Below are 14,648 nucleotides of genomic sequence, written 5' to 3'. Positions count from 1 at the left end.
CTATCAATATTTAATTAATAATTGGCTGGCGGTTAAGGGCTCGGGGGTTTGAGATGGATGAAAAGGATTATAATGGTAGATGGCATCCTGCTGATACAGCCTGATCTGCCCCTCAACCCTTTTGCGAAACTTCGGCAAATCTTTCTGCCCGTCAAACGTCCAGCCTACCTCTGCCAATGCGGTTATACGCGGAAAGAGCATATATTCAAGCTTTGCTTTGCTGGCAATATATTCGGTCCACAATGCGGCTTGCACCCCCAGTATTTGTTTTTGTTGCTCTTTAGCTACCGGCAAATAGTTTGTAGTAAAACTGTACAACTTATCGAGCGTAGTAAAATCACCCTGCCACCGGCGGCCCAAAAGCTGCGATGTATCCTGCACAAAGTCAAAATAAAACGGCAGGCGGGGGCATAAAACTACAGGGTAACCTTTATCCAGCGCTTTTTTGAGTTGCGCGGGTTTATCATGCCGCCACCAGAAAATAATGGTTTTGTCTTTCGGCAGGTTGCTGTCGGCCGCCTCGTCCCACAATAAAACCTTGTTATTTAGTTTAAACAAGGTATCGGCCATTCTGGTGGTAAAATAATGCTCAACGGCAGGCAAATCGGCTAAGCCGTTCTTTTGCATCAATTGTTTAACAGCCAAATCGGTTTTCCATTTCTCGTTGCCAAAGCTCACTTCGTCGCCACCCAGGTGGATCATCTGCGACGGAAAAAGTGCATCGGTTTCTTTCAATATCCTGCTCAGGTAAGTGTAAGTAGTATCTAAGCCGGGGTTAAAAGTAAAATCAGGATATTTAGCCGAGCCGCCGCCGCTAAATACCGGATAAGCACGATTTGCAGCCGCGGCATGGCCGGGCATATCCACTTCGGGTATCACATCAATAAAACGTTCGGCTGCATAAGCTATAATTTCTTTGATGTGCTCCTGGGTATAATATTGGACCGGTGAAAATCGGTCGGATAACGTACCCACGCCACCAACCAGGGCTAATAAGGGATAAGCTTTGATTTGCAAACGCCAGCCAGGCTCGTCGGTTAAGTGCCAGTGAAACTTGTTCAGCTTATAAAAAGCCATCCAGTCCAAAATCTCCTTAACAGTTTCCATACCAAAAAAGTGGCGCGATTCATCCAGCAAAATTCCACGCCAGGTATAACGCGGCTCATCCTGAATATTCCAACAAGGTATAGTAACCAGCTGATTATTTACCCCGGCCAGCCTGACTAATTGCAGTAATGTTGTGGTAGCATAAAATATTCCCCGCTCTGTAGCCGCCGTAATTTTTATTTCCTTTGGATTGATGTTAAGCGTATAAGCTTCCGGGTTAGTTGTTTTGAGCTTAGGGTCGATATTAACACTAATGACTGGCGCATCGGCATATTGCCGGATACTTAGCGTTAAGCCGGCAACTTTAAGTAATTGCTGTTGCAGATAACCGGCTTGTTTCGACAGTACCGGCTGGCTGCAAACAATGGGGGTGCCATTGCTCAGTAAAAAGCTCCCCGTACTTGCCTCTACGTGGTTAGGCAAGGGAATTACGGGGCACTGCTGCGCCCCGGCGTAACAGCTAAAAAGCAGGAATAGGTACAGAAGCAAATTTTTCATAACTGATTAAAACCCGTAACCATCAGGGTTGTAAGGCATTGTTTTTTAGTTTAAGCATTTCGGTTCCGGCCAGTAAAAAGGCACCAACACCATACACTTCGGTATCGTCGGCGGTTACCTTTTCGGGAGCGGCCCCTTGGGGTTGCACATAGCCCAATTTACCATCGGCGTGAACTGCCGATGTAAGCGCGCTCCAGGCTTTGGCAACTACGGGGTAAAACTCGTTATATAATAATATTTTTTGATTGATGCCCCAGGCAAAAGCATAACAGAAAAAGCCGGTGCCGCTGGTTTCTTTGGTTGGATAGCTGTCCGGGTCGAGCAGGCTGGCATGCCAGGTGCCGTCGGGCTGTTGCAGCCGGGCAATACTGGCGGCCATTTGCTTAAACTGCCTGATAAACTTAGCCCTGTCGGGATGGTTGGCCGGCATTACCGATAGCAGATTAACCATACCCCCCATCACCCAGCCATTTCCGCGGCTCCAGAAAACGTTTTTGCCGTTTTTTTCCTTTTGGGTAAAATACCTGCTATCCCTGAAAAACAAATGCTGATCGTTACTATATAAATAACCGCTTGATTTCCACCACAGCTTACAGGCTTTATCCAGATACCTGGCGTCGCCGGTGGCCTGGCTTAGATAAGCTAAAGCAGGTGGCCCCATAAACAGGGCATCGCACCAGGCCCACTCACGCAGGTGGATATTGTTAACCCAGAGCAGGGGCTCGGTGTGTGGGAGCACCACCAACGTATCGGCCATGCTTTTAAAATCGGCAATGTATCTTGGGTTTTTATATTTTTTATACAGTTGAGCATACATTTGCCCTATGCAATAATCATCGGCAAAGTGGCGATGGTTGCCAATTTTCCATTGGTTATCATCACCCACCTTAACCAGTTTTTGATAATAGCTATCATCATGAGCTATATTTGCCCAGGCCAGCATCCCGGTATACATGGCACCGTTGGTCCAATCTTTCTGATTGTTTTTCCAGCCGTTTGTTTCCAGGTCGCGCCATTGCCAATCGGCAACTTTTTTCATGTATTGGTAAATGCTGTCTGATGGATTTACGCCCGGTTTATGATACCGCTTTTTTGCCGATGCTGCGATATTGGCGAGCAGCAGCATGATCAATATTGTATGGAATGATACTGAAAGATGTTTTTTCATGGGTATTAATTTGGATTATGAATGCCTGGCAATAAAGTCTTTCACGGCTTTAAGCCAGCCTTCGTTTTCGTCGATGTATATTTTATTGCCTTTGTTGTCGCGGGTGCCGCTACTTGTCCAGATCAGGCAGCCATCGGCCCCCAGATCGTACAAGGTTTGCAGCCTGAACATCATCTCGCTGTAAGTCAGCAAACTGGTAGTTTTATTGATGCTGATCTCGGGTGTAAGGTAAGGCAGTATTTTTTTTGCCGGATAATTATACTTTTTACAGGCCCCGATACTGTAAACGGCAGATTTTTTCCAGAGCAAGCTATCTGTTGTTTTATAGTTATAAAGCGATGGGCTAAAATAATCTACCGCTGCGGCAACCTGACTATAGGCTTTATTCACCTTATCGTACCTGCTAATTTTGTCATCATAGCCATAGGTATTTTGCGGAACGGTAGCGTATAAGCCCACTAAGGAAGCTTTATTGTTTTTTTTGAAAGCGCCAATGGCTTCAAGCATCCGCTGCGGAGTTTTTAACGTATCGAAACGTTTCCAGCCTTCCAGATCGAGCGAAACCGGGATATCCGGCTCGCGGGCGGCCCTTGCAGACAACGAGTCCATTTTATGATAATTGACTGAACCGTTTTCTTTATTTCCGGCAGGGTAGTCAAGCATTTTATTTTCGTAGATCAGATCGTATTTAGCAATGCCCAAATGCGCCAGGTAAATTTGCAGATCCTCATAGTTGGCATTAACACGTTCGCCATTTTTGATATACCCGCCATATACAATAAAGCCATATACCTTAAACGGCCTGCGGGTTGAATTTCTGCTTTGCGCATAGCCATTACAGGCCGCAATCAGCAATGGGATGAGCATTAGCAAGGATAGGTAGCGCTTCATAACTTTTTGTTTGTAAGTGGTTTAAAAGTCACGGTAACAGACCCGGCGACTGCCGGGTTTAAAACAATACCGATCCTGGTAAACGCGGGGGCATTTTCTTCTATCGTTTCAGACTTGATTGCAAATGTGCCTCCCGTAGTTTTGATGGTGGCTATCATTTTTTCCTTTTGCCCGTCAAACTCGATCTGATCGGGCGCAATTTGTTTCCACCTGGCCCGTGTTATCAGGGCTATTTCAAAAGGTTTGCTTTCTGTAAACCTAAAATCATCGGTTACAGATAATGAGGCTGCCCCTTCCCTACTGTAAGTAAAGGCCCGGGTAAGCTTGCTTAAAGCCGGTACCGGGTAGGCCGACGAAATATCCATAACAAACTCATCCTGCTTATCCGAAAAATTGGCACTCAGTATTTTGGCCTGCGCGGCAGCCCCTGGCTGCTGTTGTATACCGGCTACCAGTGGAACGGGGTGCCCATAAGAAGCTAACAACTTGTACTGGTACCGGTTGGGCCCAAATGATTTAGCCGTATAAAAATTGGGGCCACCGGCATCGCCCATCAGCAATTCATTACCTACCACTATGGTATAGGAGCCAACATCATTATGGTTATGGCTTTCGTTATTGTTGCCGCCTTTTAATGCCGCTCCCATCCCGCCCTTCCCGGTTATGTCCGGGCGTTCTATCAGCACCCCGGCATCCTTAAAATAAGAGCGGATACCAGGGGCCAGCGCCGAAGCCTGAGGACTTACCTGAGCGCGGGAAGCTGAATTAGGAAAGGCATACATCATATCCTCAACCAGGTTTACGGTACTGCCCCCCGGGGTTAAATTGTCGTACTTTTTAAGACCCAGACCCAGGTTACGGCTGCAATACCATAATATAGCGGCGGGGGCCTTGGTACCTACATGGCAATCGGCAATATTGGGATACACATCATTAATAATTTGCAAATTGGGCGCGTAAGTAGCAATGCGCTTAATTTTAGCATCTGCAAACAGATCAATTGCCCCCTTAGTAGCTTGCAGAACATTTTCGCGCAGCAAAATATAATGGCCAAAGCCGTAAGCATAATAACCCAAGCCCTCGGTACAATAACCATCGTCGGTAAAACCGGCTATGCTGTTTCTGGAATATCGCTCGGCAATGGCCACAAATTGGGCACGTTGCTGTTTATCCGGAATAATGGCCAAAGCTGCCCCGGTAACACCTGCCAAACATACCGAGTTCCAGTTGTTGGTTACCGTTAACCAGTAATGATCGTTATTATGCGCTGCGATGGATCGTAAAACCGGGCTGAATACATGGGTATCCATCTGCTTTAAAACTTCAGCGCGCAGTTGCGGATTTAACTTATCGTTTAATAAATATACAGCCTGCGCAATGTTATGGGCAAGCCCGGCGGCACCCAAATCAACCGTGTAATTGCGGCCCTCAAAATTTTGTTTCTTTTTATCATGCGCAGGCAACGACCACGATTTTTGATGAATCAGCTCGTTTAAAACCATCTCGATAGCGGGCACAAAACGGCCTTTATCTTCCAGGCATTCGGCCCAAACCAAGGGTGCCAGCCAGGCTAACCTGCTACCCATCATATTTTCCCCTTCGGGGCGCGTGCCTTTGGTAAAATAGAGCAGGTATTGCTCATCATTCCATGCCGGGAAGGGCTTATTTAAAAAGCCTTCTGCTATTTTTATCGTTTTTTGATACTTCAGGTTGTGATATAAACTGTCCCAAACCTTGCGATTCTGATAGCCTTCGCCAAAGCCTTTTGGCAAAGCAGGCAGCATAGCCGCTATCTGGCCTATCCTTTGCCTATCTAAAGGAACAAGCGGCGCAACGGGCCGGGTAATATCGGCAGTGTCTGGTCCAGCAAGATTTGATGCGACGGCCTTAACCGCGTTAATTAAAAACAAGCAACCCAGGCCTATCGCTATAAACTTCCTATTCATCAACTGTGGTTTGTGGTATCGTTATTCAGGGCGTAACGGTTATCGTATTTTTTTTAACAATACTGTTTGACGCATCGGGCGTGGTATTAGAAGCTACAAATACGGCATTGTAAGTTCCGGCGGCAGCGTAGTTATATTGGTAGGATGATAACCGGGCCGAAATAGCCTTTATGCTTAAGCCTACATCGGGCGTAACCCTGGTTAAATCAACAGGCCCCATCACTGCCCATACCTCCGCTCCGGCTGTGGCGGCCGCGGCAGTAGTTGCCCCGGTTATCACCAGCGAAGTTTTATCGGTATAAACCCAGGCATATTTGTTAGCATTTTTTGCCAGATCGTACGATACGGCCCAACCCGGCCCGTAAGTATTACTACCATAATTGGTTATAGCCGTAGTTGGTCCATTTAAACTGGCTATGGTATAGGTAGTGCCATCGGCCAGCACATTATTTACCGACAATGCGCTGATGGTCCACTTGTTTTGAATGGTTCCCGCGGTGGCTGTATATTTAAAGGCGATATAAACCGGCTTGCCCTTTGAAAAATCAGAAAGATCGATCAGGCCGGAGGATACTGCCGTAGTTGCCCCGGTTGATAGCGTTGCCCTGCTGGTAATGTCGGTCCAGGTAGCCGCGGCAATATTGGCATTGGTAGCGGCGGTATCGCGGATTAAAGAGCCATACACCGTATTGGCAACAACGCCTTTAAAATCTGTCGAGACCAATAACGACAGCGAACCGGCCTGCGCTCCGTTTGCCCTTACGGTGCTGAACTGCAATTGAGGCATACCTGCGGCTGAGGTGCGACCGGCATATTCATACCGCTTGCCAACCTCGCCCGAAAAAAAGGTGATCATATCCGGGTTACCGGTAAACTTAAACAAAACGGTATCGGTAAGCGTGAATGTGGTGCTTGCCGCTCCCTTTAACTTGTTGCTGCTTACATCAAACGTAACAGGTTTTACGTCTATCTTTTTGCTGCAAGCCGAGCAAGCAAATAAAAACGCGATCAGGATAAGCGATCTGACTGGTATGATATTTTTATTTTGTGACATATCTTTTTGTTGATTTAATTACCATCCGGGATTTTGAGTAGCTGCGCTGTTTACCGAAATTTCCGATGCCGGAATAGGATAGAAAATATTTCTGGTAGTAATATTTGAACCTGCTAATGCGCCGTAGGCATAGGTAGTCCCCGCATTTGCTTTCATATCGGCGGCGAGCGCGTTCATGGTGGATACCCAGATACCCCAGCGGATCAGATCTGGCCTGCGTAACGACTCGTAACAAAGTTCCCTTGCCCTTTCATCCTGAATGGCCAGTAAAAATGTTGACGTGCTTAGGCCTGAAAGATCAACAGCCGAGGTTGCAATAGTAGCCGTGGCTGTAGCCCTGGCCCCTGCGTAGGTAAATACGGCCCCGGTGGTAGCTGCCGCGGATGCGCCGGATGTTTGCGTGGGTGCCGTGGTTGTAGATGTTCCGGCGGTGGTTACAGTATATAAATTATTGGCATTATATACCTGGGTACCTGTGGTATAAACCGTGTTAGCTGCCCATGCCGTGCCGATATTAACCGTAGGTGCCGAGGTATAACCACTGCCCGGGTTAAGGATAGCGATGGATGTTACCTTACCTGTTGATGTAGATACCGTGGCCATACCCGTAGCACCGGTGCCACCGCCCCCGGTAAAGGTGATTGGGATGTTGGGTACCGATGTGAGGTAACCGGTATTACCCGCTGTGGCCAGGGTAAGGTTATTGAGCACACTTATCGAAACCACCGGAGTATTAGGGTTTAGGCCGAAACCGCGCCTTCTTACCTGGTTGATCGCATCATAAGCGATGCTGGTAGGGCCATTGATATGATTTTCCGCCTCGGCCAGCATCAATAATACATCCGAGTATCTCAGGATAGGGAAATTGATGGGCGTAATATTTTTACTTTTCAGGGCAGATATTTCATACTCCCTGCGGAACTTGCCCGCGTTGCGGTTATAGATCTGGGCTGATGTAAAGTAGGTGTAAGAAACCGGCGTGGTAGCGCTATTGTAGCTAAACTGCGCAATCGACCAATCGCGCCTGATATCGCCCGGCGCATATAAATTAAATAACTTAGCTGTGGTATTAACAAAACCGTAGCTGTAGCCAATGGCATCGTAATTAACAGACAGCGCAATACCGTTAGTATTGCCTAAACGGTTTACGTTCCCCAAGCCATCGGCACCCGTACCTTTGTTTTCAACCTCCCACATACTTTCCCTAACATCGTAAAGATCCTGGTGCAGGTTAATAAATACCTGGCGATAGCTTGAATTAAGGCTATGCTCGCCGGAGGCCTGAACCTTTTTTGCCCACATTAAAGCATCGGCATATTTGGATTCGTCATTAAGCGGAGCGCCAGCCATAGTTAAACAAACCCTCGCCAAAATCCCTTCGATGGCAGTTTTTGAAACGTGGCCACCATAACCTAAGGCTGTAGCGGTGCTTACCTTACCCTCGGCGGCCTGCATATCGGCCAATACCTGGGCATAAACCTGCTTAGTCGGCGTACGCGGGATATTTACATTGGTTACCGACGAGGTAGGCGCTGTTTTTAGCGGCACATCGCCAAAATTACTCACCAGCAAAAAATGATAGTAGCCGCGTAAAAAAAGCGCCTCTCCTAATATTACCTGCCTTTTGGTTTCGTCCATCGGAGCGAGGTTGATATTTTGGATAAGCAGATTAGCCCTTTCAATACCCTGGTATAGTTGCGTCCAAAAATTGTTCAGGTCGCTGTTGCCATAGTCAAAATTATAAACCATGATACCCGTTGTTTGGGCCGACCGCGCGTAAAAGCCTTCATCTGTGCTGGCGCCCATTTGATCGAACATGTTATCGCCATATATTCCGGCAGTACCCAATGGCTGATAAACCCCGGCCAAAGCGCTGTTTAATTTTGATTCGGTAGTATAATAATCTGTAGTTACCAGTGAATCAGTTGGAACCGTATTCAGGAATTTCTTGCAGGAAACCACACTTAAACTCAATATGGTTAACAGAATGAATAATATACGTTTCATTTTTTCGCTTTTTTTAAATTAAAAAGTAATATTCGCTCCAAAAGCAATAGTCCGCGATCTTGGATAAGCGCTATAATCAAATCCACCGGTAAGTGCCGAATTATAGGTACTCACTTCGGGGTCCAGGCCGGTATATTTCGTCCAGGTATATAAATTCTGGCCGGATACGTAAACCCTGAATGAAGATACATTGATCTTTTTCAATAGTTTTTTTGGAATATTGTATCCCAGTGAAGCCGTTTTCAAGCGTAAATAAGAGCCATCCTCCACAGTCCTGGTTGAGTAGCCGCCGCCATAATAGCCGCCCGAACGGTAATTTGACGAGCCCGTATTAGTTGGTGTCCAATGATCGCTATAGCTGCTAAACTGCTCTAAATAAGGTTTATTTAACGCGTTACCCTCAAATACCAAACGGCTGGTGTTCTGGATTTGGTTACCATACGACCATTGGAAGAATATGTTGAGATCGAAATTTTTATAGGTGAAATTGTTACTGAAGCCGCCGGTATGTATAGGCTGTGAACGGCCTATTACCGTATAATCCGACGAGTTTACTACGCCGTCGCCATTCAGGTCTTTGTATTTGATATCGCCGGGTTGAATGCTGGTACGCGTATTGCCGTTAGTTGGCACATTATCTTTTAATATATATGTACCTGTGGCAGTTTTATTAAAATCGCTGTATTGGTAAACACCATCCCATATATAGCCATACATCAACCCGAGCGGCTGCCCTACCTTGGCAATATAACCGGGTATTGACGACCAATTATTATCCCAGGCCACCGAGGTTAACAATGCTTCCTGATTATTGGCCAGGGCCAGCACCTTGTTCTGGTTAAATGAGATATTAAAGCTGCTGCTCCATTTAAAATCCTTACTGACTACGTTGACCGTATTTAAGGTAAGCTCCAGGCCTTGGTTTTGTACGCTGCCAATGTTCTCGTAGGCGGTGGAATAACCTGTTGATGTAGGCAACGTAGCGTTCAACAGCAGATCTTTAGTGGTTTTTCTGTACACATCGGCTGTTAAATTGATCCGGCTATTTAAAAAAGACAGATCGAAGCCTGCATCGTACTGACCGGTAGTTTCCCACTTTAAATCAGGGTTGCCTATGGTTAAGGGGACAATGCTGGATACATAAGTATTGTTAAATGAATAGCTCATATTGGTAGGGATACCGGTGCTTGACAGGTATGAAAAATCGCCCACCCGGTTGTTACCCGTTTTACCATAGCTCAATCTTAGTTTACCATCGGATATGATCTTATTGTTTTTCAGGAAATCTTCTTCGGTGAATCTCCAGGCAACAGCCGCAGACGGGAAGTAGCCCCAATGATTCTGAGGTGCAAATTTTGACGACCCATCGGCGCGGTAAGAAAATGTGGCGTAATACTTTGAATTATAATTATAGGCTATCCTGCTCAAAAACGAAGCGGCATTCCATAACGAGCTGACATCTTTTGTAGCAGATGGGTTTAATGTACCCTCGTCGAGGCCACTGATTCCAAGGGATTCGTTAGGCACAAAGTTGGCACCAAAGCCCCGTGTACTTGATGTATTGCCTTGCTCTGTAAAACCCACCAGCACGTTAAGGTTATGGGCTTTATTGAAGATATTGGTATAAGTTAAAGTGTTCTCGTTGGCCCAGTTATTCACCTTAGCGGTAGAAACAGAACCGTTTACACCGTTGGATTTGCCCGCATTGGTTAAAGGGCTGCCATAATAGGTATTTGAGTTGTTGAAATTTTCGTTATCAACAATGCTGTTATTTAAAACACCGGTAACCTTTAAAACCAGTTTTGGCGTAATGGAATAGGTTAAATAGGTATTTACATTGAGGTTATCGGTTTTAACGTTGCGTACCAGGTTGGCCTGATTTAAAATCGGGTTGAATTTATAATCGTTGGCAGAGCTGGTGGTAGCGTCCAGGGCATCCACGTCTGAGTAGCTTGATAATGGATTATAGCCCCATACACTATAAAGTATATTGGTAGTACCGCTGTTGGTGGATGCCGATGCGCTGTTGCCATATTGCAGCATGTGCGCGTAATTGGCATTGATGCCAACCTTTAATTTATCATTAACCGTTTGATCTAAGGTAACCCGGCCCTGGTAACGGTCATACCCAGTGCTGATTATTGTTCCGTCCTGGTTATCGATCGAACCTGAAACGGAGTACAAGGTTTGTTTTGTTCCGCCCCTTATCGCCAGCGAATAATTTCTGAGGCTGCCGGTTTTAAAGAATGGCGATTGCCAGTCGGTAGCAGGATAATTTTGATAATCGGCCAGGGTTTTGCCGGGCTGGGTTAAATAAGTATAGGTTGGCGAAGGGCTGGCGCTCGAGCCGATGGTTAGGTCGCGCTCCAGGTTATAGGCTAAAAAATCATAAGCGTTCATCAACTGCATGGTTTTAATATTCTTACTAAAACTCTGCATTGTTGTAAAGGTAATTTGTGCATCGCCCGCACTTCCTTTTTTTGTGGTGATGATTACGACACCGTTTGCTCCCCTGGCGCCGTAAATGGCGGTGGAAGAGGCATCCTTTAATACCTCGATAGATTCGATATCCTGCGGGTTAAAGGTATTTAAGTTGAAGCCTTCTATCGGGAAGCCATCAACTACATATAAGGGCGAATTATCCTGAGTGATAGAATTTGCCCCACGAATCACGATGTTGACAGCGGAACCGGGTTGCCCATCGGATGAGTTGACCTGAACGCCTGCGATACGACCGGCTAATGCCTCATCTATAGAACGTACCGGCGCTTTATTGAGATCGGTCATAGCCACCTGGGCGACTGACCCGGTCAAATCTTTTTTCTTTGAAGTTCCGTAGCCTATTACGACCACCTCGTTAAGGCCCGTTGACTGGCCCTCCAATGTAACGTTAATTATGCTCCGGCTGCCTACCATCTGCTGCTGGCTTACAAAGCCCAGGTAACTAAAAATCAATACGGCCTGGTTACCGGTAACCGTAATGGTATATTTCCCTTGCGCATCGGTACTGGTGCTGGCTTGCCCATCTTTTACCTTAACGGTTACGCCAATAAGGCTCTCGTTATTGGCATCTTTTACTGTACCTGATATTTTTTTTGCCTGGGCAAAAGAGCCTAATGAAATAAAACTAAGTAATAACAGGATAAACACTTTTTTAAAGTTTTGGCGTGCCTTAAAGGGGTTACAATAAAAACAAAGTATACATTTTTTCATTTTCCGTTGTTTTACTGGGTTATTCCTTATTTAAAAATCCGGCTTTTGCTTTTTAGGGCAGTATAACATCTGTAGCTACCGTCGTACAATAGCAAGCGTGCATCTGGTTGAATGCGGGGAAGTTTAGGTACGTTTTTGTTCATCGTTTTTTAATTAATGCTGGGTTAAACGAATTTGAAGTTTTAGTTAATAAAATAGGGGTGATTTTTTAGTTTAATTAGGGTAATTAATTCGCCAATGGTGCTTTTAAACCTACATAGCGCATTTTTTGTATTTATTTTATCTCGAAAGTTCCTGTTAATTTAATGTTATCTGACGATGCTCCCACCATTACCTTAAACTCACCAGGCTCAACAACATACTTCATTTGGCGGTTATATAATTTCAAATCATCGGGAACGATGGTAAACATCACTTCTTTGGTTTCGCCGGGTTTTAAGCTGAGGCGATCAAAGCCACGTAAAACTTTTTCGTAAGTGGTAACGGTACTTAATACATCACGGAGGTATAACTGAACAACCTCGTCGCCGGCCACTTTGCCTGTGTTGGTTACCTTACAGCTAACGGTAACGTTACCCTGATCACTCTGAATAGCGGGGCTGATCTTCAAATCACTGTAAGCAAAAGTGGTATAGCTCAACCCGAAACCAAACGGATAAAGCAGTCCCTTAATTTTGGCGAGCTCGCCCTCGTCTGTTTCTGAATTTGGCTTTGTGGGGAAATTAAACGGCAATTGCCCAACCGATTTCGGAAACGTTAAAGTGAGCTTACCACCGGGATTATAATCGCCAAACAACACATCGGCAACAGCGGTGCCACCCTGCGTGCCGGGATAACCTGCGTAAATAATGCCATCAATATGCTGATCTATCCAATTGATCGTCATCGGCTGCGATCCTATCAAAACTACCACCACCGGCTTACCGGTAGCCTTAACCGCTTTAACCAACCTCAGCTGGTAACCGGGAAGATCAAGGCTGGTGCGACTTTTATTTTCGCCGGCAGTTTGGGTATTGCCCCCCAGTACAACAACAGCCACATCGGCATGCCGCGCTATGGTAACCGCGCTGTCTATTTTGGCTTGCTCTGCCTGATCAGGGTCTTGCGGCAGTATCTCACTTTCGGGCCAATGCTTGTCTACCAAATTACAGCCCAGGGCATACAGCACTTTACCTGCGCCAACCTTAGCCTGAATCCCCTCTAATATATTGATACTTTTTGATGCCAGCGGGCCGTAGTGCGTATGTGCATAATCGTCGTTAAGGGCGTTGGGGCCTATTACCGCTAAAGTTTGTTGTTTGGATAAAGGCAAAATGGCACCCTTGTTTTTCAACAGTACAATACTTTCTTTAGATGCCTGCAAGGCTACCGCCTGGTTAGCGGCGCAGTTAACTAATTTAGCGCTGGCTTCGGCATCCTGTACATAAGGGTGATCAAACAAACCTAATTTAAACTTAACCCTCAGCACATCGCGTACCCGGCTGTTAATGGTATCTATAGGCAGTTTACCCTCTTTAACCAATTGCCGGGCATAAATAATAATGCTATCGGGGGTTCTGAAAGTGGTGCGCACATTCATCCCCGCCATAAAGGCCTGGTAAACGGCATCTTTCAGGTCGGCGGCAACATGGTGTTTATTGTACAGGTATTCCAGCGCATCGCTATCGCTTACTACATAGCCTTTAAAGCCAAATTCCTGCCTTAGGCGTTGTATCAGCCAATAACTGCTGCCCGAAATCGGGATACCGTCATAATCGTTATAAGAGCTCATCACCCCCATCAGGCCGGCTTCCTTAATTACCTTTTTAAACGGATACAGCAATATATTTTCCACCTCGCGCGGCGCTACCTGCGGGTCGGTACGGGCCAAACCCTCACGGCCGCCTTTATTGGCGCTATAAACGGCAAAGTGTTTGGCGGTAGCGGCTATCTGGTTATTTTGCTGCATCCCTTTAGCCATCTCCACACCCAGGCGGGCAACCAGGTAAGGGTCCTCGCCATAAACCTCTTCCAGCCTGCCCCAACGCTGGTCGCGGGCTACGTCTAATATCGGTGCATAAACATTGGTATAGCCAAGTGCCCGGGCTTCCATGCCGGTAATATTACCCATTTGATTAACCAGGGGTTTATCCCAGGTCATGCCCATATTAAGCTGCGTGGGGAAGGCCGTGGCCTGATAAGCCTCTACGCCCCGGATACCCTCGTTAGTAAAATCAACAGGGATACCCAAACGGGTTTGCTCAATAAAAAAGCGCTGAGTTTGGTTCATGGCCCAAACGTGCTTTTTAACATCGGTTACCAGTGGCAAATCTGATGTTTTACCCCAGGTGATAAAGCCGTTTAAATGTTCGTCGATATTGGCTATACCGTCTTTCCAGATCTCATTTTTCCATTCGGGTGTTGGTACAGAATCTTTCAGGATCCGTTTGTAACCATATAAGGTAGCCAGTTGACATGTTTTTTCTTCCAGGGTCATCTGGCCGATCAAATCGTTTAAACGCGCCTCAATAGGTTGCGTGCTATCCTCATAAATATCCTTCTTTCCGTTTTTATTCAGGTCGATCCAGCCTTTCTTATAAATAGGCGGATCAGCCTTAAACGATAGGCAGGTAAGCAGGTAAAAAAAAGCAATTACGCAAGGCAAAGCATATTTGATGCGGATAGTCAATTTCATTTTTATAATAACAGGTTTGGATAATTCAATAAATGTATTTTTTGCAGCACGTGTACCGGTTGCCTGCAACATTTACTTAAAGCGAATATG

8 protein-coding genes are annotated in these 14,648 nt (G+C 46.0%); all 8 read right to left on the bottom strand.

Translation table 11 applies throughout. The features are described 5' to 3' along the window. Nucleotides 1–3: 3 nt before the first annotated feature. The 8 genes from MUCPA_RS26060 to MUCPA_RS26025 all read right to left on the bottom strand — a co-directional run bounded on the left by MUCPA_RS26060 (nt 4) and on the right by MUCPA_RS26025 (nt 14,558). On the bottom strand, nt 4–1,605 hold the full coding sequence (locus MUCPA_RS26060; RefSeq protein ID WP_008510477.1) for a beta-N-acetylhexosaminidase: 1,602 nt from the start codon (nt 1,603–1,605) through the stop codon (nt 4–6). Nucleotides 1,606–1,627: 22 nt separating this feature from the next. Further along, nucleotides 1,628–2,773, bottom strand: a complete 1,146-nt coding sequence (locus MUCPA_RS26055; RefSeq protein ID WP_008510475.1) for a glycoside hydrolase family 88/105 protein — start codon at nt 2,771–2,773, stop codon at nt 1,628–1,630. A 15-nt stretch (nt 2,774–2,788) separates the two neighbouring features. Beyond that, the gene (locus tag MUCPA_RS26050) at nt 2,789–3,664 is read right to left on the bottom strand and encodes a hypothetical protein (RefSeq protein ID WP_008510472.1); all 876 of its coding nucleotides are present in this window, start codon (nt 3,662–3,664) and stop codon (nt 2,789–2,791) included. Next, on the bottom strand, nt 3,661–5,610 hold the full coding sequence (locus tag MUCPA_RS26045) for a hypothetical protein (RefSeq protein WP_008510471.1): 1,950 nt from the start codon (nt 5,608–5,610) through the stop codon (nt 3,661–3,663). The genes MUCPA_RS26050 and MUCPA_RS26045 overlap by 4 nt, the downstream gene beginning before the upstream one ends. Before the next feature lie 25 nt (nt 5,611–5,635). After that, the gene (locus tag MUCPA_RS26040; protein ID WP_008510470.1) at nt 5,636–6,664 is read right to left on the bottom strand and encodes a DUF5017 domain-containing protein; all 1,029 of its coding nucleotides are present in this window, start codon (nt 6,662–6,664) and stop codon (nt 5,636–5,638) included. Between the two features lie 18 nt (nt 6,665–6,682). Further along, the gene (locus tag MUCPA_RS26035; protein ID WP_008510468.1) at nt 6,683–8,671 is read right to left on the bottom strand and encodes a RagB/SusD family nutrient uptake outer membrane protein; all 1,989 of its coding nucleotides are present in this window, start codon (nt 8,669–8,671) and stop codon (nt 6,683–6,685) included. Nucleotides 8,672–8,689: 18 nt separating this feature from the next. After that, complete coding sequence (locus MUCPA_RS26030; RefSeq protein WP_008510465.1) at nt 8,690–11,884, bottom strand: SusC/RagA family TonB-linked outer membrane protein; 3,195 nt, start codon at nt 11,882–11,884, stop codon at nt 8,690–8,692. A gap of 274 nt (nt 11,885–12,158) precedes the next feature. Beyond that, nucleotides 12,159–14,558 (bottom strand): glycoside hydrolase family 3 N-terminal domain-containing protein, encoded by a 2,400-nt coding sequence (locus tag MUCPA_RS26025; RefSeq protein ID WP_157543987.1) that lies wholly within the window; start codon nt 14,556–14,558, stop codon nt 12,159–12,161. Between the last annotated feature and the right edge of the window lie 90 nt (nt 14,559–14,648).

It is taken from the genome of Mucilaginibacter paludis DSM 18603 (assembly GCF_000166195.2).
Lineage (GTDB): Bacteria > Bacteroidota > Bacteroidia > Sphingobacteriales > Sphingobacteriaceae > Mucilaginibacter > Mucilaginibacter paludis.
Note: the sequence above shows the minus strand (reverse complement) of the source record. Positions and strands in the feature narration are given on the sequence as shown.

Coding starts and splice junctions, on each gene's coding strand:
- MUCPA_RS26060 (WP_008510477.1), bottom strand. CDS start 1,605: ATGAAAAATTTGCTTCTGTACCTATTCCTGCTTTTTAGCTGTTACGCC.
- MUCPA_RS26055 (WP_008510475.1), bottom strand. CDS start 2,773: ATGAAAAAACATCTTTCAGTATCATTCCATACAATATTGATCATGCTG.
- MUCPA_RS26050 (WP_008510472.1), bottom strand. CDS start 3,664: ATGAAGCGCTACCTATCCTTGCTAATGCTCATCCCATTGCTGATTGCG.
- MUCPA_RS26045 (WP_008510471.1), bottom strand. CDS start 5,610: ATGAATAGGAAGTTTATAGCGATAGGCCTGGGTTGCTTGTTTTTAATT.
- MUCPA_RS26040 (WP_008510470.1), bottom strand. CDS start 6,664: ATGTCACAAAATAAAAATATCATACCAGTCAGATCGCTTATCCTGATC.
- MUCPA_RS26035 (WP_008510468.1), bottom strand. CDS start 8,671: ATGAAACGTATATTATTCATTCTGTTAACCATATTGAGTTTAAGTGTG.
- MUCPA_RS26030 (WP_008510465.1), bottom strand. CDS start 11,884: ATGAAAAAATGTATACTTTGTTTTTATTGTAACCCCTTTAAGGCACGC.
- MUCPA_RS26025 (WP_157543987.1), bottom strand. CDS start 14,558: ATGAAATTGACTATCCGCATCAAATATGCTTTGCCTTGCGTAATTGCT.